This is a genomic window from Azospirillum sp. A23 (assembly GCF_042938965.1).
Taxonomy (GTDB): domain Bacteria; phylum Pseudomonadota; class Alphaproteobacteria; order Azospirillales; family Azospirillaceae; genus Azospirillum; species Azospirillum melinis.
This window is the reverse complement of the sequence record NZ_CP170663.1, coordinates 1,124,167-1,146,819: the sequence shown is the minus strand read 5'-3', so window position 1 is coordinate 1,146,819 and position 22,653 is coordinate 1,124,167. Positions and strand designations below refer to the sequence as shown.

Genomic DNA, 22,653 nt, shown 5'->3' with positions numbered 1-22,653 from the left:
GATCAAAAACATGCTTGATCGCCGCAGCTTTGTCCTTGCCGCCGGTGCCGGCCTTTGCACCGCTGGCTTCGCGTCGTCCTCCCTTGGGCAGCAGGGCGCGGGCAAGGTCGTCCTGTACACCTCGAACAACACCGAGGTCGTCCAGAGCGCCCTCGACGTCATCCGGACGCGAATCCCCAACCTGCGGGTGGAGCAGGTCACCGGCGGCACCGGCATGCTGATGAAGCGCATCGAAGCGGAGGCCACGAGCCCCGCGGGCGACGTGTTCTGGAGCGGCGGGTTCGGTACGCTCGGCGCCTATGTCAGGCACTTTGAAAGCTACCGCTCGCCCGAGATCGCCGCCATCCCCCAGAACCTGCAAGGCCCCGGCGGTCTTTGGACCGGGACCAACGTTCACGTCATGCTGATCATGGCGAACAAAGGCCGCGCCGCCGGGGCTTCCCTTCCGAAATCCTGGACGGACCTGTTCGATCCCCGGTGGAAGGGGAAGGTCGCCATGACCGACCCCAACAACTCCAGCTTCACTTACATCACCGTGTACGCTCTCCTGCAGAGGTTCGGCGTCGATGGATTGCGCAAGCTTGCGGCCAACCTCGTGATCACCGGCACGACCGGGCAGACGAACAAAGGCGTTTCCGACGGAGAATACGCCCTCGGCATCACCTCCGAAGCCGCAGCCTACGAGTATGTCGCTGCCGAGCAACCGGGCATATCGCTGATCTATCCAGCAGAGGGCGCTGTGCTGTCGCCGGAGGGGGTGGTGCTCATCAAGGGCGCCAGAAGCCCGGACGCCGCCCGCCGTCTCTACGACGCCTTCCTTTCGAAGGAGGTGCAGGAGGCTGTCCTCGAGACGACGTACCGGCGCCCGTCCCGCATGGACATCAGGGTCTCATCCATCGTCAAGCTGCCGGACATGGCCGACATCGCCCTGCTCGATGTCGACCAGAGCGCCGCCTCCCAGGGGCGCGAGGAGATGCTGAAGGTGTGGAACACCATCGTCGCCGACGCCCGGCGCTGACCAACGCCGACCTGCGGCGCGGGCTCGCGCCGTCACTCTTTCATCAAGGATAATCATGGGAATCGTCGCCAACCACGTCAAAGCCGTTCGTCCTTCGGAAACCAAAGCGATGACGGCCCGCGCCGCTGCGCTTAAGGCGCAAGGGCGGGAGATCATCACGTTGAGCCAGGGCGAGCCGGATTTCGATACTCCGGATAATGTTCTTGAAGCCGGCATTCAGGCGATCCGCTCCGGAAAGACGCGCTACACGGCGGTCGCTGGCATCACTCCGCTGAGGGAGGCGATCCGCGATAAGCTGAAGCGCGACAACAGCCTCGATTACAACGTCGACCAGATCACCGTTGGATGCGGTGCCAAGCAGGTGGTGTTCAACGGCCTGTTCGCCAGCCTCAATCCAGGCGACGAGGTGATCATCCCCAGCCCCTGCTGGGTGTCCTATCCCGACATGGTGCGGCTCGCCGGCGGAACGCCGGTCATGGCGGAATGCTCGGAAGTCCTGGACTTCAAACTCGGGCCTGAAAGCCTCGAGGCGGCCATCAGCCCGCGTACGAAGTGGTTGATGCTGAACTCCCCGCTGAACCCCACGGGAGCGGTCTACAGCGCCGAGGATTTGTCCCGCCTCGCCGAGGTGCTGCGCAGACACCCTCACGTCTGGGTACTGGCCGACGACATCTACGAGAAGCTCGTCTACCCGCCGGCCCGCTTCGCAACCATGGCCGAGATCGCCCCCGACCTCCATGACCGCACGCTCACCGTCAACGGCGTTTCCAAGGCCAACTGCATGACCGGCTGGCGGGTTGGTTACGGCGCCGGCCCCATCGAACTTATCAAAGCGATGAACACGATCCAGGGGCAGACCTCGTCGCACACGAGTTCAATCTCGCAGCACGCCGCGATCGAGGCGATCGCCGGTGACCAATCCTACATAGCCAGCTTCGTCGCCGAATTCCAACGGCGCCGGGACCTTGTCGTGGCGCGGCTGAACGAGGCCCCCGGTTTGACGTGCCGGACGCCGGAGGGTGCGTTTTACGTCTATCCGAACTGCGCGGGCGTGATCGGCAAGCGCACACCCTCGGGCGACACCATCACATCGGACACCGACTTCGCCATGCATCTGCTCGACGACGCCGGGGTCGCGGTGGTGCCCGGCTCCGGCTTCATGGCTTCGCCCTACATCCGGATTTCTTACGCCTCCTCCTTCGAGGAGCTCGAACGTGCCTGCGACAAGATCATCAAAGCCTGCGCGGACCTGCGTTGAAGGGTAATGACATGAGCACGAAGAGCAAGAGCCGCATCCTGCGCGATGCGATGGCCGACAAGGGCCTCGTCCACATCATGGCCTCACATGCGCCGCTGTCGGCGCGACTTGCCGAGGAGGCCGGGTTCGACGGCGTCTGGGCGAGCGGGTTCGAACTGTCCGCGCTCTACGGTCTACCAGACGTGAGCCTGGTTTCCATGACCCAGCACCTCGACATGATGCGCGCCATGTCGGAACAGATGGACCTGCCGATCGTCGCCGACATCGACACCGGGTTCGGCAACGCCGTCAACGTGATCTACGCGGTCGAGCAATACGAAGCGGCGGGCGCGGCAGCGGTCGTCATCGAAGACAAATCCTTCCCCAAAGTCACCAGCCTCGTTGCCGACGGCCGCCAGGAGTTGCTGCGGATCGAGGAATTCCAGGGCAAGATCGAGGCCGCATGCAAGACCCGCAAGGATCCCGATTTCCTCATCGTCGCCCGCGACGAGGCGCTCATCGCCGGCCTGGGCGAGCCGGAGGCGCTCAAACGGGCCGCAGCCTACGAGGAGGCGGGCGCCGACATGATCCTGATCCACTCCAAGAAGAAGACCCCCGACGAGGTCGAAAGCTTCGTCAACGCCTGGCATGGAAGGGCGCCGATCGTCATCGTGCCGACCGCCTATCCTGAGATGAACGCGGAACGGATCCGCGTGCTCGGCAAGATCCGAATGGTCATCTACGGCAACCACGCCATCCGCGCGTCGGTGACGGCCATGCAGAAGACCTTCTCCGCCATCATCAAGGATGGCGGCATCCAGAAGGTTAATGAGGAGATCGTGTCGGTCGAGGAAATCTTCCGTCTCCAGAGAATGGACCGGGTGAAGGCGCACGAGCGGGCCTATCTCCGCTGACGGCGATGGGACGGAGGCCGCCTCGTCCTCGCGACGGTTCCGGGGGCCGCTTTCCCGGCGGCAGTGGTCCTGCGTCGGTTCCGTCAACTCTCGCGCCAGGATGGGCGAGTGGGCGCGAAGACTGACGGAACTGATCGGCCAGGGGTTCAGCCGAGAAGCGGGGCGGGATCGGCACGGGTGAAGCCGGGGCCGTTGAGACCGGCCAACCAATCGAGGTCACGCTCCAGCGCCAAGTGGCCGCTCTCGCGGGCAAGGAAAACGGGACCACCCTCCCAACGGGGAAAGCCGTAGCCGTTGACGAGCACCAGATCGACGTCCGCGGCCCGCACGGCGACGCCCTCGGCCAGCAGAAGGGCGGCCTCGTTCGTGATCGCGAGGAGGGCGCGGCGCCGGATTTCATCGTCGTCCATGCTCCGGGGTGAGATGCCCGTCTCGGCGCGGGCGCGGTCGATCAGGTCGCGAACGACTGGGTCGGGCTGCCGGCCCTTGCCGCCGTCGGCATAGCGGTAATAGCCGGCCCCGGTCTTGCGTCCCAACCGGCCGACCTCGCACAGCCGGTCGGGAATGGTGACGTAGCGGGCCTGCGGATCGCGGGTCGCCGCCCGCGCCTGCCGCATGCGCCAGGCGATGTCGAGGCCGGACAGGTCCGCCACCGCGAAGGGACCCATGGCAAAGCCGAAGGACTCCAGCACCGCATCGACCTGCTCGGGATAGGCGCCCTCCTCGATCATGAATTCGCACTGGCGACGGTAGGCCGCATAGATGCGGTTGCCGATGAAGCCGAAGGCGTTGCCGGTCAGGATCGGCAACTTGCCCAGCCGCTTAGAGACGGCGAGGCCGGTCGCCAGCGCGTCCGCCGCACTCGCCGCCGCGCACACCACCTCCACCAGACGCATGGCGTTGGCGGGGCTGAAGAAATGCAGGCCGATGACGTCCTGAGGCCGCATTGTCGCCGCCGCGATGGCGTCGACATCGAGATAGGACGTGTTCGTCGCCAGCACGGCACCCGGACGCGCCACGGCATCAAGGCGCCGGAACACCTCCTGCTTGACCGCCAGATCCTCGAACACCGCTTCAATGACCAGATCGACGTCGGCGAGCATCGTCCAGTCGGTGCCGGCGGTCAGGCGGAAGCGCCGGCCGGCCGCATCGGCCTCGCCGAGCCTCCCGGTCGCGACACGGCTGGCGTAGTGATCCGCGATGCGCCGGGCGCCACGCTCCAGCGCCGCGTCGTCGGCCTCCACCAGCACCACCTGGAAACCTCCGTCCAGCGCGGCGATGGCGATGCCCGTGCCCATGGTGCCGGCGCCGATGACACCGATGCGTTCGACTGTCCGCCGCATGGCTCCGGCCAAGTCGGGGTGCCGCGCCGACTCCCGTTCGGCGAAGAAGAGATGGCGCAACGCCCTGGCATCCCGCGACAGCCGCAGTTCCTGGAAAGCGGCGCGCTCGCGGGCCAGTCCCTCGTCAATGGGCAGACGAGCGGCCGTGCCCACAGCCTCCACAGCGGCACGGACCGCCGGACGGTTACGGCCGGCCTTCAACGCGTCGCGCGAGGCGGCGGCGATCTCCCCGTCGTCCGCGACCGGAACGCCGCAGTCGCGCAGGGGAGTCTTTCCGTGGCCGAGCCGGCGGGCGAAAGCGACCGCCGCCGGACGCAGGTCGCCGTCCACCACCGCGTCCACCATGTCGAGCGCCAGGGCCTTCGCCGCCGGCACCCGCTCGCCCGACGCGATCATCCGGATGGCGGCGGGGATGCCGACGATCCGCGGCAGGCGCTGGGTGCCGCCGGCTCCCGGGATGATGCCGAGCGTCACCTCCGGCAGTCCGACCACCGTGCCGGCCAGGGCGATGCGGCCGTCGCAGCCGAGCGCCAGTTCGAAGCCGCCGCCGAGCGCCGCACCGTGCAGCGCCGCGACCACCGGCTTGCCACAGGTTTCGATGGCTGCGATCACCGACGGCAATTGCGGTTCCTGCAGGGGACGGTCGAACTCCCGCAGGTCGGAGCCGGCGATGAATGTCTTGCCCGCTCCGATCAGGACCGCCCCCCGGATGGACGCGTCGCCCCCGATCGTCTCGATGGCGGCCAGCAGGCCGCGCCGCACCTCGGCCGAGCCGGCATTGATGGGAGGATTGTCGATGACGATGACGGCGATGTCGCCGTCCCGTTCGATACGGATCACTTCGGTCATGGTCAGCGTCTCACGACAGTTGGAGGCTGTACGCATCGCCGTCCAGCCAATCGAAAAAAGGGTGAATGCGATTGATCTGAATCAGTGCCGCGGGTCCCCGGATTAATAAATAATCCGTCCATTCGGTCTTTAATGAAAGCCTCGCCATGATCACTTTCGACACGGGATTTGCCGGGCCTGACATCCCACTCGCCCAATCGCTGATGACCGTGCTTGGCATCGACGAGCGGCGGCTGAGCCCGGACTATTGGGGCGCCATCCAGGATGCCGGGCGCCTCTGTCCGGTCTGTGCCGACCGCGGCCGATGCCGTGCTGCCCTGGCGGACAGCACGGCGGCCTTGAGTTATATGAGCTTCTGCCCGAACGCCGACCTGCTGGGAGAGCTGGAAGCCGCTGCCGCGGGCGGTCTCGTCACCGACCGCGCCTGACGATCATTCGGCCGCCTGGGGAAGGGCGGGCGGCTGCCGCCATGCGGCGAGCAGCTCCGCCTTCCGCGCCTCGGCCGCGGCGACTGCCGCTTCCTTGACATGCCCATAGCCGCGGATGCTTTCCGGCAGCTTTGCGAGGCTGACCGCAAGCCCATGCCTGTCCACCGTCAGATCGGGTAGCAGGCCGGACACCATCGTCCGGTACTCTTCGATCAGCCGGCGCTCCATTTGCCGCTCCGCTGTGCGGCCGAACGGATCGAGCGCGGTGCCGCGCAGCCGCTTGAACTTCGCCAACACCCTGAACCCCACCAGCATCCAGGGACCGAAGGCCCTTTTGTGCAGATGCCCGGTCGTCGGATCGCGCTCCGCCAGCACCGGCGGAGCGAGGTGGAAGCGCAGGCGGGTTTCACCGTCGAACTGTCCCCGCACCCGGTCGAGGAACCCGGTGTCGGTATGGAGCCGTGCCACCTCGTACTCGTCCTTGTAGGCCATCAGCTTGAACAGGTTGCGGGCCACCGCCTCGGTCAGGGTGCTGTGGCCGGGAACCCGCCCCTGCTCGGCCGCTTCGACCTGCCGGACGAAGGCGCGGTAGCGCTCCGCATAGGCCGTGTCCTGATAGTCGGCCAGGAAGCTGACGCGGCGGTTCACCATTTCCTCCAGGGTTTCCGACAGGCTGTGGCTGTCCGGCACAGCCGCCGTGGCCGCACCGGCGCGAAGTGCTTCCACCGCCCTGCGGTCGAGGGCGGCGCGGCGGCCCCAGGTGAAGGTGTCGCGGTTGGTCTTCACCGCCACGCCGTTCAGTTCGATCGCCTGAAGGATCGCCGTCGCCGACACCGGGATCAGGCCCTTCTGGTAGGCGTAGCCGAGCAGGAACAGGTTGGTCGCAATCGAATCGCCCATCAGGCCGGTTGCGAGTGCCGTCGCGTCGAACGCCTCGACCCGGTCGGCCCCCAGCGCTTCCACCAGCGCCCTCACCATGCCGTCGGTCGGAAAGCGTGCGTCGGCATTGCGGGTGAAATCGCCGGTGATGGTTTCGTGCGTGTTGAGGATCGCTTTGCCCCGCTCCGGTGCCACCTTGGACATCGTGCCGTCGTGCAGCGCCACCACCAGATCGCAGCCCAGCAGCAGGTCGGCCTCGCCGGTCGGCACCCGCACCGCCTGGATCGCGTCGGAAGTTCCGGCGATGCGGACGTGGGTCACCACCGCTCCGCCCTTCTGCGCCATGCCCATCTGGTCCAGAATGGCGCAGGCCTTGCCCTCCAGATGCGCCGCCATGCCAAGCAGTGCGCCGATGGTCACCACCCCGGTGCCGCCGACGCCGGTGATGAAGATGTTCCACGGCCGGTCAAGCGACGGCGGCATCGGTTCGGGCAGTGCCTCGCTGCCCGGATCGCTCTTCTTCGGACGCTTCAGGCTGCCGCCCTCCACCGTTACGAAGCTGGGGCAGAATCCCTTGAGACAGGACAAATCCTTGTTGCAGCTGGACTGGTCGATGGTCCGCTTGCGCCCGAACTCGGTTTCCTGCGGCACCACCGACAGGCAGTTCGAGGTTTTGGAACAGTCGCCGCAGCCCTCGCAGACCAGATCGTTGATGAAGACCCGCCGCGCCGGGTCCGCCATGGTGCCGCGCTTGCGCCGCCGCCGCTTCTCCGCGGCACAGGTCTGGTCGTAGATCAGCGCGGTGACACCGGGACGCTCGCGCAGCCGGCGCTGCACCTCGTCCAGCCGATCACGGTGCTCCACCGGCACGCCGCGGGGAAGCATCGCGCCAGTGCCGTACTTCTCCGGTTCCTCCGACAGCACGACGATCTCGCCGACCCCCTCGGCGCGGAGTTGGGCAGCCAATTGCGGCACGGTCAGCGGCCCGTCCACCGGCTGGCCGCCGGTCATGGCGACCGCGTCGTTGAACAGCAGCTTGAATGTGACGTTGACCCCCGCCGCAATGCAGGCGCGCACCCCCAGCGATCCGGAGTGGAAATAGGTCCCTTCCCCCAGATTGACGAAGGTGTGTCCCGTCTTGCTGAAAGGCGCCTGCCCGATCCAGGCCGCCCCCTCCCCGCCCATCTGCGGGAAAGTCGCGGTGTTTCGGTCCATGCCTACCGCCATGTAATGGCAGCCCACCCCGGCGATCGCCCGGCTGCCGTCCGGAACCTTGGTCGAGCTGTTGTGCGGGCAGCCGGAACAGAAATAGGGTGGACGGGCGACCACCGGGCGGGCCTTGGCGAGCAGCGTCTCCTGCTGGTCCAGCAGGGCCAAGCGGCGGCGGGCGGTCTCGCCGAGGCCGGCGGTTCCCAGCTTCGAAGCCAGCACCCGTGCAATACGGTCGGGAGACAGCTCCCCGACCTGCGGAAACTGCCACGACCCATCCTCCGCCCGCTTGCCGGTGATCTTCGGCGCGCCGGGCCGGCCGTAGAGCAACTCCTTCAGCTGGCTTTCGATGATCCCGCGCTTCTCCTCCACCACCAGGATCTCGTCCAGCCCCTCGGCGAAACGTCGGATTCCCTGCGGTTCCAGCGGCCAGGGCATGCCGACCTTGTAGATGCGCAAGCCCGCAGCACCCGCCTCCTCCGGCGGGATGCCGAGGTCGGACAGCGCTTGGCGCAGATCGTGCCAGGACTTGCCGGCGGTAATGATGCCGAGCCGCGGGACCGGACCGTCGGCAACGATCCGGTCGATGCCGTTGGCCCGCGCGAACGCCTGTGCCGCCTCCAGCTTGTAGCGCACCAGCCGCGGTTCCTGGTCGGGCCAGGGATCGGGCCAGCGTATGTGCACCGCCCGCTCGGGCAGGGTGAAATCGTCGGGCTGCCGGATGACCAGCCCGTGCAGGTCGGCATCCAGCGAGGTGGAGCAGTCCAGCATCTCCGCCATCGTCTTCAGCCCGACCCAGCAGCCGGAATAGCGTGACATCGCCCAGCCGAGCAGGCCATAGCTCAGCACCTCGCCGACATCGGCAGGGCTGAGGACCGGCATCATAAGGTCGGCGAAGGTCGGTTCCGAGTTGTAGGGGTGCGTGGAGGATTTCTGGGCATGGTCGTCGCCCACCACCGCCAGAACGCCGCCCTTGGGGGCGGTGCCTGCGCCATGGGCATGGCGCATCACGTCGCCGCAGCGGTCAAGTCCGGCCCCCTTGCCGTACCACATGGCAAAGACGCCGTCATAGGCGGCGTCACCGGTGAGCGCGATCTGCTGGGTGCCCCAAACGGCGGTGGCCGCCAGAATCCTCATTGATCCCCGGCCAGAAGCGGATGTCGTGCTGCTCCAGCTGCTTGCGGGCGCTCCACAGCTCCCGGTCGAAGCTGCCGAGCGGCGAGCCGCGGTAGCCGGATACGAAGCCGCCGGTGGTCAGACCCTCGGCCTTGTCGCGCAGCTTCTGGGCGATCAGCAGGCGCACCAGGGCCTGGGTGCCGTTGATGTAGACCCGACCCTTTTCCAGCCGATAGCGGTCATCCAGAGCGAGCTTCGCCAACGCCAACTCCATCGTCCCTTCCTCTCCCATATGCAGGGGTGCGGACAGTCCCGCACAAATAATTGACCGTCCAGTCGGACTATGTCAAGCTGGACGCCTTACCCTCTTGAAAATGTGGATTCTCTTCCGGAGAGGCGTCCGAATGCTGTTCTGTGTCACCTGCATCGACAAGCCGAATTCGGCTGCGCTGCGCGCCGCCACCCGCGCGGTTCATCTCGAATACATGATCGCCGCCGCCGGGCTGCTGCGGTACGGCGGCCCTCTGATCGACGAACCAAGCGGCGGCAGCGCCGGAAGCCTGTTCGTCATCGATCTGCCCGGCCGCGCCGAGCTCGACGCTTTTCTGGCGGACGAGCCCTACAACCGCGGCGGCCTCTTCCAGTCGGTCACGGTCCGGGTCATCCGACAGATGGTGCCCGAAATCGAACCCGGCTTCCTGTTGCAAGAGCTGGCGCGTGAGCGGGCGGCGGAAGCTGTGTCGGTGCGGGCCTAGGCCCGCACATCTCCGCTCCGAGCGCCGAACGGTCAGGAGGTTGGACCGAACAGCTTGCCGGGGTTCATCAACCCTTTTGGATCGAGTGCCTGCTTCACGGCCGCCATGACCTCCACCGCGTCACCATGCTCCTCGCGCAGCTCGTCGATCTTGCCGTAGCCGATGCCGTGCTCGCCCGTGCAGGTGCCGCCCATGGCGATGGCCCGGCTGATCATCCGCCCGTTCACCGCGCGCACCCGCCGCATCTCGTCGACATCGTCGGGATCGAGCACGAAGCACAGGTGAAAGTTGCCATCGCCGACATGGCCCAGCACCGGGGCGATCAGCCGGTTTTCCGCAATGTCGCGGCTGGTCTCCTCGATGCATTCGGCAAGACGGGAGATCGGGACGCAGACGTCGGTCGGCCAACCCTTGGCGCCGGGACGCAGCGCCAGCGCCGCCCACCAGGCATCGTGACGCGCCTGCCACAGCCGGCTGCGCTCCTCCGGTTTCGACGCCCAGCGGAAGTCTGTTCCTCCCGCCTCCGCGGCGATGGCGCGGACCTGCGCCACCTGTTCGGCCACGCCGGCTTCGGTGCCGTGGAATTCGAAGAACAGGGTCGGCTGCTCTGGATGGTCGAGCTTTGAATAGAGATTGGTCGCCCGCATCTGGACGGCGTCGAGCAACTCCATCCGGGCCACCGGGATTTGCGACTGGATCACGGCGATGGCGGTGTCGACCGCGCCGGACAGGGTCGGGAACGGGCAGACAGCGGCGGAGATGGTCTCCGGAATGCCGTAGAGGCGCAGCGTCACCTCGGTGACGATGCCCAACGTCCCCTCCGATCCGACGAAGAGGCGGGTCAGGTCGTACCCGGCCGCCGACTTGCGCGCACGCCCGCCAGTCCGGATGATCCGCCCGTCGGCCAGCACCACGGTGAGGCCCAGCACGTTTTCGCGCATGGTGCCGTAGCGCACCGCGTTGGTGCCGCTGGCCCGCGTCGAGGCCATTCCGCCCAGCGAGGCATCGGCTCCCGGATCGATCGGAAAGAACAGGCCGGTGTCGCGCAGATGCTCATTCAACTGCTTGCGGGTCACCCCGGCCTGGACCGTCACGTCGAGATCATCCGGGCTGACCCGGAGAATGCCGCACAGTCCCGACAGATCGATGCAGACGCCGCCCTGCAGGGCCGCGATATGCCCCTCGCATGAGGTGCCGGTGCCGAACGGGATCATCGGAACCTGATAGCCGGCGCACAGGGTCGCCACGCCGGCAACCTCTTCCGTTGTATGGGGGAAGACCACCGCGTCCGGCGGGAACGGCTTGTGGAACGAGACGTCGGTCCCGTGATGCATCCGAACCGCCATCGCCGTCGAGACCCGTCCCGGTAGAAGACGGTGCAAGTCCTCGATACAGCTTTCAAACATGATGCTCTGCTGAGCGCTCCGGCGGGGCTCGGCGTGGGTCATGGCAATCTCCGTCGGGTGGAAGAACTCCGGATGAACCGGAGTCAATCGGCAGCGCGCAGGTGGGCGGCCCGGTTGTCGTAGGATTCGGCGGTCACACGGTCGGCGGGAACGCCGAGTGCGGCAAGCGCGCCCCGGCACGCCTCGACGAAGCCGGGTGGGCCGGCGACCAGAACGCGGCGGCCGGACAGCTCCGACGCACGCTCGCGCAACAGGTCGGGCACACGGGCGGCGCGGCAGTATGTGGCCGGCGGCTCGCCCTCCTGTCGGGTCAGGGCCGCCCAGTAGCGGAAATTGGCATGGGTGCGCGCCAGCCGCTCCAGCTCGTCCACGCCGAACAGGTTGGCGGCGGTGCGCACCGACAGGCCGAGTTCGAGCGGGGCGGCGAAGCCGCCGGCGAGGAGGTCGCCGGCGACCGACAGCAGCGGCGCCAGCCCGGTGCCGCCGGCCAGCAGCAGCAGCCCGTCGGTTCCGGCCGCCGCGCGGTCGCAGCCGAAGGTGCCGTAGGGGCCGCGCAGGGTCAGCTCGGCCCCTACGCGGGCATTCTCATGCAGCCAGGGGCTGGTGCGTCCACCCGGCTGCAGGGTCACCTGCACGGTGAGCAGGCCGAGCGGCGGGGCTCCGTCCGCACCGGGAACCGTTGCAATCGAATAGGGACGCCCGCCGTCACCGGCCTCCTCCCCCAGCTCCACATGCATGCCGGCATGGAAGCGGAAGCCGCATTCCGGGTCGAGCGCCAGGGTGATCTCCCGGATCTGCGGGGTCAGCGGGACCGAGGAGACGACCAGGGCGCGGGTGGTCATGGGTGCGATGGGCTGGGCGTCGGCACCGGGAACCGGGTTGTGCATCGAAACCGTCACCTCGTCGCCCAGCGGCTTGGAGACGCAGACCAGGCATTGCCCCTCCTCCTTCTCCTCGTCGGTGATGGCGAAGCTCATGACCCAGCCATGCTCGACCACACCTTTCACGACATCGGCCTTGCACTGGCCGCAGGCGCCGCCCCGGCAGTTGTGGGGCAGGGTGACGCCCTGGCGCAGGGCGGCGTCGAGGATGGTTTCCCCCCGGCCGCAGGAAAAGCTGGCGCCCGTGTTGGCGATGGTGACCCGGCACTCGTCCATTCTGTTCCTCGTTCGGCGATTGCCTATGCCCCCGCTCCCGCCCTGGGAGAGGGGCGATGTTCAGTTGCCCGGCGCCACGCCCGAAACCCGCAGTGCCTCGATCTCCGCCTCGCCGTAGCCGAGTTCCCGCAGCACCGCCACGGTGTCGGCGGCGAAGGCGCCGGGGGCCAGCCGATAGCTGGCCGGGGTGCGCGACAGGGTCGCCGGACTGGCGATGCCGCGGTACTCACCGATGGCGACCGTCAGCCCGCGTTCGACCGCGTGCGGCTGGGCAACCGCCTCGTCCACACCGAGAAGGGCGCCGCAGGGCACGCCCTGCTCCAGCAATTCCACCGCGAACGCCTCGCCATCGCGCGCGGCCAGCGCCGCCTCCAGCTCCGCCCGCAGGGCGTCGCGGTTGACCACCCGGTCGCGGTTGGTGGCGAAGCGTGTGTCGGAGGAAAGCTCCGGCCGTCCGATCGCGGCACAGAAGCGCGCGAACTGACCGTCATTGCCGACGGCGAGGAAGATCGGCCGGGTCCGGGTGGGAAACAGGTCGTAGGGGCTGATGTTGGGATGCGCGCTGCCGGTCCGCTTCGGCGGCTTGCCGGAGAGGAACCAGTTGGCGGTGTGCGGGTGGGCCAGCGCCAGCGCGCTGTCGAGCAGGGTCGCCTCGACGAACTGCCCGCGGCCGGAGCGGTGGCGTTCCTGCACCGCCAGCAGGATGGCGATCGCCGCGTTCATCCCGGTCGCCAGGTCGACCACCGGAATGCCGATGCGCACCGGCGCCCCATCGGCCTCGCCGTTGACGCTCATCAGCCCCGACATCGCCTGTACCGCCGCGTCGTAGCCAGCCAGCCCGCCGAGCGGCCCGTCCGCCCCGAAGCCGGACACCCGGCAATGGATCAGCTGCGGGAAACGCTCCGCCAGCACCTCTCGATAGCCGATACCCCACTTCTCCAGCGTGCCGACCTTGAAGTTCTCCACCAGCACGTCGGCGGACTCCAGCAGGCGCATCAGCACCTCCCGCCCTTCCGGACGCGAGAGATCGAGCGCGATGCACCGCTTGTTGCGGTTGGCGCCCAGGAAGTAGGAGGCCGTGCCGTCGCGGAACGGCGGCCCCCAGCCGCGCGTCTCGTCGCCCTGCGGCGGCTCCACCTTGATGACCTCGGCACCGTGGTCGCCCAGCATCTGTGTGCAGTAGGGACCGCCCAGCACCCGCGACAGATCGACCACCCGCAGACCGTCCAATGCGCCGGCCATGGTCAGGCCACCGGCGTGGGGCTGCGGACATGGACGCGCACCGCCTTGGCCTCGTAGCGCGGCAGGACGCCCTCCTCCTGGCATTCCACCTTGCAGCGGATGCCGAGCCGGGCATGGATGCCGGACACCACCCGATCCGCGATCAGGTCGGCACTCAGCTCGCAGCCGGCTTGCCGCTCCACCGCGACGGTCAGCCCGTCGAGGTCGCCCTCCTTGCGGTCGACGTAGATGTGCCAGGCCTCCTTCACCGTGCCGGGGGTGGCGGCGACGATGTCTTCCACCTGCGAGGGGAAAACCATCACGCCGCGTACCTTCAGCATGTCGTCGGAGCGCCCGATGATGCGGCCGATCAGCGGCAGCCCATGCCGGCCGCAGGGGCAGTCGTGCGGGTGGTCGGACAGGCGGACAAGGTCGCGGGTGCGCCAGCGCACCACCGGCGAGGCCTGCTTGTCGAGCGTGGTCACCACGATCTCCCCAACCTCGCCCGGCCCGACCGGCTTCATCGTCAGCGGATCGACGATCTCGGTCAGGATGCTGTCCTCGTTGATCAGGTGCATCTCGTCGCTGCCGTGCGAATGCGGGCAGGAAATGCCGACCACCGGACCACCGGCCTCGGTCGTCCCGTAGATGTTGTGGGCGACGAAGCCGTCCGGCATTGCCGCCTCGATCTCGTCGCGGAACTGGCGGGAAACCGACTGGCCTCCGAACACGCCGATCCTGAGCTTCCAGTCACGCTTGGGGTCGATGCCCTTCTCCTGGGCCAGCCGAGCAAGCGTCATCAGCCACAGGGGCGACATGGTGCAGGCGACATAGCCATGGTCGCGCAGCCACTCCACCACCAGTTCGCCACGCCCCGGTCCGATGCCGAAATTGGTGGCGCCATAGGCCATCAGCGCGGAGTCCATCGCGACGCCGCCGATCCACATGCCGTAGCCGTAGCCCTGATAGACCGGGTCGCCCGGCCGGATGCCGACGGTGCGGAAGATGCGGCCGAGCTGGCGCGGCACCAGTTCCATCATGTCCTGCTCGGTGTAGCCGAACAGCACCGGCAGCCCGGTGGTGCCCGACGTGGCGCAGAAGCGCGCGACCTCGGGCAGCGGAACCGTCAGGAAGGGATAGGGATACTGCGCGCGAAGGTCCGCCTTTTCCAGGGTTGGCGCATGCTGGAGGTTGGCCGGGTCGGCCAGATCCTCCGGCGCCATGCCAGCCCCGGCGAAATGGGCGCGCCATGCCGGGTCGGCGCCCAGCCGCCGGCCGAGTGCTGCCAGCTTGCGGCGCTGCACCGCCAGCACCCCGTCGCGGTCCAGGAAATCGGACGCATGCCTTTCGCTCTCATCCATCGTTCCCTCTCCTGTCTGTGGTCTTCGGCTTTTGCCGGCTTCTTCATTCGGTTGGGTGTGGGGGCCGGCATCACGCCGGGCGGCGCGTCTGAGCGACCCGGAAGCGGGCGGCGACGAACGCCGTGTCGGTCAGGCTGGCATTGCCCGCCGGGTTGGCCCCGCTGACGTGATAATCGCTGTAGGCCGCCGACTGGTTGACCAGCAACGGCCCGGTCAGGTTGAAGGCAAGGCTGGCCCCGGCCGCCGCGGCGGCGTCCATAATGCGCTCCGCCACCGCATCGTCGGTGCTGTGCGCCACCCAGGTGATGGCACCGGCCCGGCGCGTCAGGTCGTGGGCGAGACCCACCGCGGCGTCGATCCCGTCGGTGGCGACCAGCACCGCGATCGGCCCGAACAGCTCCCGCCGGGCCAACGGATCGTCGGCGGTGGCGCCGAGCAGCAGCGGGGTCCGGACCCTCGCGTCGGGGTGGCGGAGATGGGTGATCGGGCGGGAGGGGATCAGGACGCGCGGGTCGTCGGCGAACCCCTCCAGCCGGGCCAGCGTCGCATCGCTCTGGATGGCGCCGAGCAGTTCCACCGCCCCGGCCGGGTCGGCGGTCAAGGCCCGGATCGCCTCGTCCAGCGCCGCGACGAAGGCGGCAACCGGCATCACGCCATCGGGCGTCCGGATGCCGTCCGCCGGGACCAGCAGGTTTTGCGGTGTCGTGCACATCTGGCCGGAATAGAGGCAGAGAGAGGTCGCCAGATTGCGCACCATCCCCTTGGGATCGTCGGTGGAATGCAGGATGGCAAGGTTGACGCCCGCCTTCTCGGTGAAGACTTTCGCGTGGGGCAGGTTGCGCTCCAGCCAGTCGCCGAAGGCCGGGCCGCCGGTGAAATCGACCAGCGCCACCTCCGGCCGCTCGACCAGCTCGACAGTGCGCGGCCGTTCCGCCGTGTCGGCCAGCAGGGTAACGAGATTCGGGTCGAAGCCGGACTCCCCCAGCACTTCGCGCGCCACCTCCACGGTGATCGCCAGCGGCAGGATCGCCTGCGGATGCGGCTTCACCACCACCGCATTGCCGGTGACGAGGCTGGCGAACAGGCCGGGATAGCCGTTCCAGGCTGGGAAGGTGGCGCAGCCGATCACCACGCCCACCCCGGCCGGAACGATGCGGAAGTCCTTCTCGATCACCAGCGGGTCGCTCTTGGACTGCGCCTTCTCCCAGCGAACATGGCTCGGGATCCGCGACATCTCGCGCCATGCATAGGCAATCGCCTCCAGTGCCCGGTCCTGGGCATGCGGGCCGGCCGCCTGGAAGGCCATCAGGAAGGGCTGCCCGGATGTGAACATGCTGGCATGGGCGATCTCGAAGGAGCGCGCGTTCAGCCGCTTGACGATCTCCACCGCCACGCCGGCCCGCGCCTCCGGCCCCGCAGCAGCCCAGCCGGGCATGGCCTTGACGGCGGCGGCGAGCAGCGCGTCGAGGTCACAGTCGGAATAGGTGATGCCAAGGTCGAAGCCGTAAGGAGATTGCTCCCGCCCGGTCCAGCCCCGCGTGCCCGGCAGATCGAGCGCGAAAGGTTGGCCGAGCCGCGCCCGATAAGCAGCCAGCCCGTTGTCCTTAGCAGTCTCACCATAGATCCGACCGCTCGGCGCCTCGGGAAAGGCGCTCCAATAACCGCGTGCCTCGATGGCGGCGACGGCACGGTCGAGCAGAGACCGGTGGGTCTCGAACAGGGCGGCGGCGACACTCATGGACATCACTCCTCGTTTGCGCTCACAGCGTCGCGGCGGTGCCGAAGATGGCGGTGGACTGGCTGGACATGAAGCCGCCGGGGGCATGCGCCAGCCCGACCTGCGCCCCCGCCACCTGCCGGTCCCCCGCCTCGCCGCGCAGTTGGCGGACGGTCTCGATGATGGTGAAGATCCCGTACATGCCCGGATGCCCGTAGGACAGGCCGCCGCCGTTGGTGTTCATCGGCAGGGCACCGCCGGGCGCGATCCGCCCGCCGGCGACGAAGCCCCCGCCCTCCCCCTTGGCGCAGAAGCCGAGATCCTCCAGGAACAGGATCGGGTTGACGGTGAAGGCGTCGTAGAGCTGAAGCACGTCCACCTCGGCAGGCGCCAGCCCCGCCATGGCGAAAGCGCGCGCCCCGGACTGCGTTGCCGCGGTCACGGTCAGGTCGGGCATCTGGGCGATGGAGCGGTGGCTGACGGCCTCCCCCACCCCCAGCAGATGGACCGGCGGGCGGGCGAGGTCGCGGGCGCGGTCGGCGCGCACCAAAACCACCGCTCCCGCCCCGTCGGTGACGAGGCAGCAGTCCCGCACCCCAAGCGGATCGGCGACCCGGCGGGCCCCCAGCACCTCCGCCACGGTCAGCGGTTCCCGCATGGTGGCACCCGGCGTCAGACCGGCCCAGGCGCGGGCGGCGACCGCCACTTCAGCCAGTTGTTCCGGCGTTGTGCCATAGAGGTGCATGTGCCGGGCGGCGATCATCGCGTTGGCGGCGACCGGACCCGGCACCCGGTAGGGCCGCTCGTAGGGGTTCGGCTCCGAATGGGTGACGAATTTGGCGCCGCCGCTGCGCTGGGTGCTGCCATAGGCGATCAGCGCCACGTCGCACAGCCCGGCCGCCAGCGCCGCCTGGGCATGGTTGAGATGGGCGAGGAAGGCGCCGCCGCCGACCTGCGTGCTGTCGGAATAGCGCGGCGTCAGCCCGAGATATTCCGACAGGCTGAGCGTCGGCATGAACAGTTGCAGCCCGGCGGCGAACACCCCGTCCACCTCCTTCAGCAAGAGGCCGGCGTCGGCGACGGCGCGCACCGCCGCCAGCGCCATGGCATCCACCGGGGTGGCCCCCTCCGGCAGAACCGGAATGCCGGCTTCACCCACTCCGACGATGGCGGTGGCCCCGCGCAGCGCTCCGCTCATCGCGCACCATCCCGCAAATCGGTCTCCGGACAATCGGTCACCGAACCATCGGTCAGCGGATCGAAGACCGGATAGGGGTCCTCCCCATCGTCGGTGCGCATGCGCACCCGGACCTGCTGGCCGATGCGCACCGCATCGGGGGCGGTGCTCTCCACCCGGCTCAGCAGGCGGAACCCCTCCTCCATGTCGATCAGCGCCACATTGTGGTCGCCGTCGCGCGAGCGGACGCAGGTGGTGCTGTAAACGGTGCCGATGCCGGCCGAGACCTCCCACGGCGGATGCTCGGCCCCGCTGCCGGGAGCGGCCATGCGGGGATAGAAGATCGCCCGGCCGGTCGCCGGGTCACGCTGGAAGGCCAACTCGCCCTTCGCGCAGTGGGCGAGAAACCGCGCACGCGGGGACAGGGTGGAGAGGTTTGGCCGGTCGGTGTGGGGGACGCCTGTCATGGTCAGGTTCCGGTGAAGACGGGTTTACGCTTCTCCTGGAAGGCGCGGATACCGGCGCGGGCGTCGTTGCTGCGCAGCGCCTCAGCCTGATAACGGGCCTCCAGTTCCAGCGCGTCCTCCAGCTTGCGGGCCACGCGCAGGATCGCCTTGGAGAAGCCGAAAGCGAGCGTGGGCCCGGCGGCGGCGGAGCGGGCGAACCCGCCGGCCGCCTGATCGAGATCCAGCCCACCGAAGGCCCGGTTGACGATGCCCATCGCCGCCGCCTCCCGGCCGGAGATCAGCCGGCCGCTGACGATCAGTTCCATGGCGCGGTGCGGCCCGATGCGGTCGGCCAGGAAATAGTGCCCGCCGGAATCGAGGATCGCCCCGATATTGCGGAACGGACTGCCCAGCACCGCGTCCTCCGCGACATACGTCACGTCGCAGGCGAGTGCCAGGCCGAGCCCGAGGCCCAGAGCGGGTCCTCTCACCGCGGCGACGGTCGGAATCGGCAGGTCGCGCAACTTGAGGAACACCGGGTTGATCACGTCGCGCAGGATCGCCAGCGTGTCGTCGGTCTCCGGATCGGTTTCCTTCAGGTCGCGCCCGGCGCAGAAGGATCCGCCCTCGCCGCGCAGCAGAAGTGCGCGCGCGCCACGGCCGGGAATGTCGTCCAGCACTGCCGACAGCCTGGAAATGTCGGACAGGCGCAGGCTGTTCTTCAAGTCCGGCCGGTTCAGCGTCACGACCGCGACGGCTCCCTGGCGGTCAAGCCGGATGGCATCGGCGCTCATCTCACTGCCCTCCCGCATAAGCCATCAGGATTTGCAGGTCGCTGACCATCACGGTGGTGCCGTTCTGGTTGATCGCGTTCCATTGCAGCTTGACCACCCCGTCGCGCCCCTCGCGCTTGACCGTCTTGGCCAGCACTTCGGATTCGAGATGGATGGTGTCGCCGATGAAGGTCGGGGCGACGAAACGCAGAGTGTCGGTGCCGTAATTTGCGATGATCGCCGGGGCGTCCGGCGGCACACCGAGACCCGTGGTCACCGCATGGACCAGCAGCCCGTGCGCCACCCGCTGGCCGAAACGGCTGCGGGCCGCATGGTGCGCATCGGTGTGCAGCACGTACCAGTCGCCCGACAGCGAAGCCCAGGCGACGATGTCGGCCTCGGTGATCGTCCGGCCACGGGAGACGAAGCGCTCCCCGACCTCCAGCTCGTCGAAATGCTTCTCCAGAAAATTCCGCAACCCTGGTCCCTCCCCTGATTTTCCTGTGCGGTGCGAAAAAGGGCCGCCGGGAGCAGGCTCCCGCAGTCCGAAAAAGGCCGCCGGGAGCAGGCTCCCGGCGAGGCCGAGGGAGGACCGTCAAAAGACCGGGATGATGTCTTCGGGATCGAAAGCCACGGTTTCACCGTCGATGCCGACCTCCGGCAGGGCCGGGAAGACGATCCCGTGCGGCTCCAGCAGGCCCTTCATCTTGAGCACCGCGTTGCGCCAGTTCTCGCGGCGCTGCTCCAGCGTCAGGATGCCGAGCCCAGCGGAACGCGCCACCTCCTCCAGCCGCCGGTTGGCGTCGTTGAAGGTCGGCGGCAGTTCCCAGAAATCGCGCGGCGGCTCGTACAGCACGGCGGAGAGGAAGACGAAGCCGGCGCGGATCTGCTTGGTGATCATGGTGCGCTGTTCGTCGGTCAGGGCCGGCAGGATGCGCTCCAGCACCGCGATGCAGATGCCCATGTGCCGCGCCTCATCCTGGCCAATGCAGCGGAAGGCTTCCTTGAAGACCGGAATGGTGGTCGACTTGTACATGCCGTTGAACAGCGTCGCCGAAGCCACCTCCCCCATCAGGAAGGAGGTGAACAGGATGGGCAGCGGATATTTGTGGACCGCGTTCTTGAAGCTGTCCCAGTATCGCGCGCCATTGTGGTAGAGCCACTGCACATTGTTCTGGGCCAGCTTGCCCAGCATGGTTTCCGGCACGTAGCCGAGCGGCCCGCCGGGGGTCAGCGTCTGGATGGCGCGGCCGCAGACCTCCTCATGGTGCATCTCGTCGCGGGTGATCGAGAAGAAGCACTTGCGGACCGGATCCTCCTCGTGCGTTTCGAAGGTGTGGATCATGGTCCGGGCGAAGACCACGGGACCCGAGCCGTCGAAGGTGGACAGCAGGCCCCACCAGTAGGCCAGCGCATAGCGCTGATCCAGCGTGTAATCTTCCACATTCAGCGTGTGCCAGGGCAGCCGCGACGGGTTCCAGCCTGGATCGCGGGAGGATTCGTACAGCTCGTTCAGCTTGGGCGTCTCCGTCCGCCAGCTGAGCGGGAAGATGTTGAGATCCGGAAACGGCGGCGGCGCGGCGCCGTCGAACAGGATCGCCTCGGCATCCGGTTCCTCGGTCGGGTTGCCGGGCGGGGTTCTCAGCAGGTCGGCCGAATGCTGCGCTGATTGGGTGGCGGTGCCGTCCATGACGTCATCCTTGTTTCTAACTTTTGACTGGTTGCTTCCGAACCCGCCCCCTGGAGCCTGCATCGGGCGGGCCGGCATCGTTCGTTCGTGAAACCAGCTTATGAAAGACCGTCCGGTCGGTCAATGTATTTTTCGTCCGGTCGGTCGGGAAATGCGGCGACGCCGGGCAACCGCCTTGACTGTGTCCGATCCAGTTGCCCGCCAAGTGCCTTGCAGCGTCCTCGCCAGCCGCGGCTCGTCTGGGGGGCCTGAACAAGCAAGGTTGTCTGAAAAGGGCGCGCAACCGGTGCCGGCCCCTCTTCAACGAGTTTTGAAAATTGAACCCGGTAGGGCCGTGCCAGCACGCGGACGCCCCCCGCGGGCAGCACTCGGGCCGAAGGGTTAGTCCCGATTTTTAATTGCAGATTGCAATTGACACGCAAATAAAACGCTGATTTCCTCGGGATCGGCATGCTGCGATCACAAAGGTTCCGACATGCCGGACTGGAGCCAACCCCGGAAAATTACGCAACGGCGCCGCGCAAACCCTTGCGCGCCGAATGCCCGGGATCGTTTGGGCTAACGGTTAGGGATGCTTCCGTATGAAAATTGCAGAAAATGAAACTGGTCGGATACCGACCGCGCCGCTGCTGCCAACCGGCGCAGGGCCGCGGGACCAGGCGGATTGCTTGGGACGGACCGGACCGGGCGAGACTGCCATCGACTGGATCGGCCGTCTGATCGCCTTCGACACCACCAGCCGCAATTCAAATCTGGGATTGATCGAGGAGGTCCGGGACCGGCTTTCCGGGCTCGGCTTCGTCTGCCGCACGACCCATGACAGGTCCGGTGCAAAGGCGAATCTCCTGGCCAGCCTTCCCACCGGCGACGGACGGCTGGACGGTGGGCTGTGCCTGTCCGGTCACGTGGACACAGTGCCGGTCGATGGCCAGACCTGGTCCAGCGACCCGTTCTCCGCCGACATCCGGCAGGATCGCCTGTATGGTCGGGGAGCCTGCGACATGAAGGGCTTCGTCGGTACGGCAATCGCCGTGGCGGTCGCCCACGCCGACCGCTCCCTCGCCGCGCCGATCCATCTGGCCCTGTCCTATGACGAGGAGGTCGGCTGTCTGGGAGCGCCTGCTCTCGTCGAGGACATCGTCGCCCAGGGGCTCATACCCGACGGCTGCATTGTCGGCGAGCCGACCATGATGCAGGTCGTCAATGCCCATAAGGGCGCCAATGTCGCCCGCTGCCGTGTCGGAGGATTGGCTCGCCATTCCTCGCTGGCGCCGGAAGGCATCAATGCGATCGAATATGCGGCAAGGTTGATCGTCCATATCCAGTCGATCGCCGGCCGCTTCGCCACTGAAGGGCCCTTTTCCGAAGGGTTCAACGTTCCCTTCACCACCTTGCAGACGGGTCTCGTCACCGGTGGGATCGCGGTCAACACGGTTCCGGCCGACTGCGACTTCACCTTCGAGTTCCGCAATCTTCCCGGCGTCCCGGCCGATGCCATTTTCCGTGAGATCGAAGATCACGCGCTTGGCCGGCTTCTTCCCGAGATGCGGACGCGCAATGCCTGCGGATGCATTACCCTGGAGCGGCTTGCCTCCGCACCCGCGTTCGAAGCGGAGGATGGATCGCCCTTCACCCGGCTGGTGCGTGAGCTCACCGGCGACCACATGGGGCGCAAGGTCGCCTACGGCACCGAAGCCGGCATTTTCCACCAGGCGGGCATTCCCACGTTGGTCTGTGGACCGGGAGACATCGCCCAGGCCCATAGAGCGGATGAATTTGTGGACCTCGCGCAAATCCGGCGCTGTGAACGTGTGCTGACGGAGCTTGTCGCCAGGATGTGCGGTGCCGTTGCGGGCTCCCCGATTTCCGCTCCTTCCCAAGATCCCGCACCCACAGCATCCGGGACCGGCGACGGCAGGAGGATGATCGGATGACTTCGACCGGAAACAGCCGTGTG

At 67.7% G+C, this 22,653-nt stretch carries 17 protein-coding genes and 1 pseudogene; 6 read left to right on the top strand and 12 right to left on the bottom strand.

Features of this window, described 5'->3' with window-relative positions; translation table 11 throughout:
• The first annotated feature begins 10 nt into the window (after positions 1 to 10).
• From ABNQ40_RS04985 to ABNQ40_RS04975, 3 genes are read left to right on the top strand one after another with little or no spacing between them, the layout of a single operon-like run.
• Positions 11 to 1,018, top strand: coding sequence for an extracellular solute-binding protein (locus tag ABNQ40_RS04985; protein ID WP_109048615.1), 1,008 nt, complete (start codon positions 11 to 13; stop codon positions 1,016 to 1,018).
• A 55-nt stretch (positions 1,019 to 1,073) separates the two neighbouring features.
• Positions 1,074 to 2,276: a pyridoxal phosphate-dependent aminotransferase gene (locus tag ABNQ40_RS04980; protein ID WP_109048614.1), complete on the top strand. Its 1,203-nt coding sequence runs from the start codon at positions 1,074 to 1,076 to the stop codon at positions 2,274 to 2,276.
• Between the two features lie 11 nt (positions 2,277 to 2,287).
• Positions 2,288 to 3,169: a phosphonopyruvate hydrolase gene (locus ABNQ40_RS04975; RefSeq protein WP_109048613.1), complete on the top strand. Its 882-nt coding sequence runs from the start codon at positions 2,288 to 2,290 to the stop codon at positions 3,167 to 3,169.
• A 146-nt stretch (positions 3,170 to 3,315) separates the two neighbouring features.
• Here the strand turns inward: ABNQ40_RS04975 and ABNQ40_RS04970 are convergent, their stop codons facing one another.
• A complete protein-coding gene (locus ABNQ40_RS04970) occupies positions 3,316 to 5,361 on the bottom strand; it encodes a 3-hydroxyacyl-CoA dehydrogenase NAD-binding domain-containing protein (protein WP_109048612.1) in 2,046 nt (681 codons plus the stop codon).
• 146 nt (positions 5,362 to 5,507) lie between these two features.
• On the opposite strand from ABNQ40_RS04970, the gene ABNQ40_RS04965 reads away from it, so the two are divergent.
• Positions 5,508 to 5,789 (top strand): hypothetical protein, encoded by a 282-nt coding sequence (locus tag ABNQ40_RS04965; protein ID WP_109048611.1) that lies wholly within the window; start codon positions 5,508 to 5,510, stop codon positions 5,787 to 5,789.
• A gap of 3 nt (positions 5,790 to 5,792) precedes the next feature.
• Here ABNQ40_RS04965 and ABNQ40_RS04960 read toward each other — a convergent pair.
• Positions 5,793 to 9,267, bottom strand: a pseudogene (locus tag ABNQ40_RS04960) (indolepyruvate ferredoxin oxidoreductase family protein).
• Between the two features lie 130 nt (positions 9,268 to 9,397).
• On the opposite strand from ABNQ40_RS04960, the gene ABNQ40_RS04955 reads away from it, so the two are divergent.
• Positions 9,398 to 9,748 carry a YciI family protein gene (locus ABNQ40_RS04955; RefSeq protein WP_158285543.1) on the top strand — a complete coding sequence of 117 codons (351 nt, stop codon included), beginning with the start codon at positions 9,398 to 9,400 and terminating at the stop codon, positions 9,746 to 9,748.
• Positions 9,749 to 9,780: 32 nt separating this feature from the next.
• Here ABNQ40_RS04955 and ABNQ40_RS04950 read toward each other — a convergent pair whose 3' ends face one another.
• The 10 genes from ABNQ40_RS04950 to ABNQ40_RS04905 all read right to left on the bottom strand — a co-directional run bounded on the left by ABNQ40_RS04950 (position 9,781) and on the right by ABNQ40_RS04905 (position 20,696).
• On the bottom strand, positions 9,781 to 11,154 hold the full coding sequence (locus ABNQ40_RS04950; RefSeq protein WP_109490786.1) for an FAD-binding oxidoreductase: 1,374 nt from the start codon (positions 11,152 to 11,154) through the stop codon (positions 9,781 to 9,783).
• An 83-nt stretch (positions 11,155 to 11,237) separates the two neighbouring features.
• Positions 11,238 to 12,311 carry a 2Fe-2S iron-sulfur cluster-binding protein gene (locus ABNQ40_RS04945; protein WP_109048608.1) on the bottom strand — a complete coding sequence of 358 codons (1,074 nt, stop codon included), beginning with the start codon at positions 12,309 to 12,311 and terminating at the stop codon, positions 11,238 to 11,240.
• Positions 12,312 to 12,371: 60 nt separating this feature from the next.
• On the bottom strand, positions 12,372 to 13,553 hold the full coding sequence (locus tag ABNQ40_RS04940) for a CaiB/BaiF CoA-transferase family protein (protein ID WP_109048607.1): 1,182 nt from the start codon (positions 13,551 to 13,553) through the stop codon (positions 12,372 to 12,374).
• A gap of 2 nt (positions 13,554 to 13,555) precedes the next feature.
• Complete coding sequence (locus tag ABNQ40_RS04935) at positions 13,556 to 14,893, bottom strand: phenylacetate--CoA ligase family protein (RefSeq protein ID WP_109048606.1); 1,338 nt, start codon at positions 14,891 to 14,893, stop codon at positions 13,556 to 13,558.
• Positions 14,894 to 14,963: 70 nt separating this feature from the next.
• Entirely contained in the window at positions 14,964 to 16,631 is a 1,668-nt protein-coding gene (gene paaN / locus ABNQ40_RS04930) for a phenylacetic acid degradation protein PaaN (RefSeq protein WP_109490785.1), read from the bottom strand.
• Positions 16,632 to 16,653: 22 nt separating this feature from the next.
• Positions 16,654 to 17,808 (bottom strand): acetyl-CoA acetyltransferase, encoded by a 1,155-nt coding sequence (locus ABNQ40_RS04925; RefSeq protein WP_109048605.1) that lies wholly within the window; start codon positions 17,806 to 17,808, stop codon positions 16,654 to 16,656.
• A complete protein-coding gene (locus ABNQ40_RS04920) occupies positions 17,805 to 18,254 on the bottom strand; it encodes a Zn-ribbon domain-containing OB-fold protein (RefSeq protein WP_109048604.1) in 450 nt (149 codons plus the stop codon). Before ABNQ40_RS04920 ends, ABNQ40_RS04925 begins: the two co-directional genes overlap by 4 nt.
• A gap of 2 nt (positions 18,255 to 18,256) precedes the next feature.
• Positions 18,257 to 19,027 (bottom strand): enoyl-CoA hydratase/isomerase family protein, encoded by a 771-nt coding sequence (locus tag ABNQ40_RS04915; protein WP_109048603.1) that lies wholly within the window; start codon positions 19,025 to 19,027, stop codon positions 18,257 to 18,259.
• 1 nt (position 19,028) lies between these two features.
• The gene (locus tag ABNQ40_RS04910; protein ID WP_109048602.1) at positions 19,029 to 19,484 is read right to left on the bottom strand and encodes a MaoC/PaaZ C-terminal domain-containing protein; all 456 of its coding nucleotides are present in this window, start codon (positions 19,482 to 19,484) and stop codon (positions 19,029 to 19,031) included.
• A gap of 117 nt (positions 19,485 to 19,601) precedes the next feature.
• Positions 19,602 to 20,696 (bottom strand): diiron oxygenase, encoded by a 1,095-nt coding sequence (locus tag ABNQ40_RS04905; protein ID WP_109048601.1) that lies wholly within the window; start codon positions 20,694 to 20,696, stop codon positions 19,602 to 19,604.
• A 581-nt stretch (positions 20,697 to 21,277) separates the two neighbouring features.
• Here ABNQ40_RS04905 and argE point away from each other — a divergent pair.
• Positions 21,278 to 22,630 (top strand): acetylornithine deacetylase, encoded by a 1,353-nt coding sequence (gene argE, locus ABNQ40_RS04900; protein WP_109048600.1) that lies wholly within the window; start codon positions 21,278 to 21,280, stop codon positions 22,628 to 22,630.
• Positions 22,631 to 22,653: the final 23 nt, after the last annotated feature.

What these genes read in the sequence shown, in the direction of transcription:
- ABNQ40_RS04935 (WP_109048606.1), bottom strand. Translation starts at nt 14,893, where the DNA reads ATGGATGAGAGCGAAAGGCATGCGTCCGATTTCCTGGACCGCGACGGG.
- ABNQ40_RS04915 (WP_109048603.1), bottom strand. Translation starts at nt 19,027, where the DNA reads ATGAGCGCCGATGCCATCCGGCTTGACCGCCAGGGAGCCGTCGCGGTC.
- ABNQ40_RS04920 (WP_109048604.1), bottom strand. Translation starts at nt 18,254, where the DNA reads ATGACAGGCGTCCCCCACACCGACCGGCCAAACCTCTCCACCCTGTCC.
- ABNQ40_RS04940 (WP_109048607.1), bottom strand. Translation starts at nt 13,553, where the DNA reads ATGGCCGGCGCATTGGACGGTCTGCGGGTGGTCGATCTGTCGCGGGTG.
- ABNQ40_RS04965 (WP_109048611.1), top strand. Translation starts at nt 5,508, where the DNA reads ATGATCACTTTCGACACGGGATTTGCCGGGCCTGACATCCCACTCGCC.
- ABNQ40_RS04980 (WP_109048614.1), top strand. Translation starts at nt 1,074, where the DNA reads ATGGGAATCGTCGCCAACCACGTCAAAGCCGTTCGTCCTTCGGAAACC.
- ABNQ40_RS04970 (WP_109048612.1), bottom strand. Translation starts at nt 5,361, where the DNA reads ATGACCGAAGTGATCCGTATCGAACGGGACGGCGACATCGCCGTCATC.
- ABNQ40_RS04985 (WP_109048615.1), top strand. Translation starts at nt 11, where the DNA reads ATGCTTGATCGCCGCAGCTTTGTCCTTGCCGCCGGTGCCGGCCTTTGC.
- ABNQ40_RS04945 (WP_109048608.1), bottom strand. Translation starts at nt 12,311, where the DNA reads ATGGACGAGTGCCGGGTCACCATCGCCAACACGGGCGCCAGCTTTTCC.
- ABNQ40_RS04955 (WP_158285543.1), top strand. Translation starts at nt 9,398, where the DNA reads ATGCTGTTCTGTGTCACCTGCATCGACAAGCCGAATTCGGCTGCGCTG.
- ABNQ40_RS04905 (WP_109048601.1), bottom strand. Translation starts at nt 20,696, where the DNA reads ATGGACGGCACCGCCACCCAATCAGCGCAGCATTCGGCCGACCTGCTG.
- argE (WP_109048600.1), top strand. Translation starts at nt 21,278, where the DNA reads ATGAAAATTGCAGAAAATGAAACTGGTCGGATACCGACCGCGCCGCTG.
- ABNQ40_RS04975 (WP_109048613.1), top strand. Translation starts at nt 2,288, where the DNA reads ATGAGCACGAAGAGCAAGAGCCGCATCCTGCGCGATGCGATGGCCGAC.
- paaN (WP_109490785.1), bottom strand. Translation starts at nt 16,631, where the DNA reads ATGAGTGTCGCCGCCGCCCTGTTCGAGACCCACCGGTCTCTGCTCGAC.
- ABNQ40_RS04925 (WP_109048605.1), bottom strand. Translation starts at nt 17,808, where the DNA reads ATGAGCGGAGCGCTGCGCGGGGCCACCGCCATCGTCGGAGTGGGTGAA.
- ABNQ40_RS04950 (WP_109490786.1), bottom strand. Translation starts at nt 11,154, where the DNA reads ATGTTTGAAAGCTGTATCGAGGACTTGCACCGTCTTCTACCGGGACGG.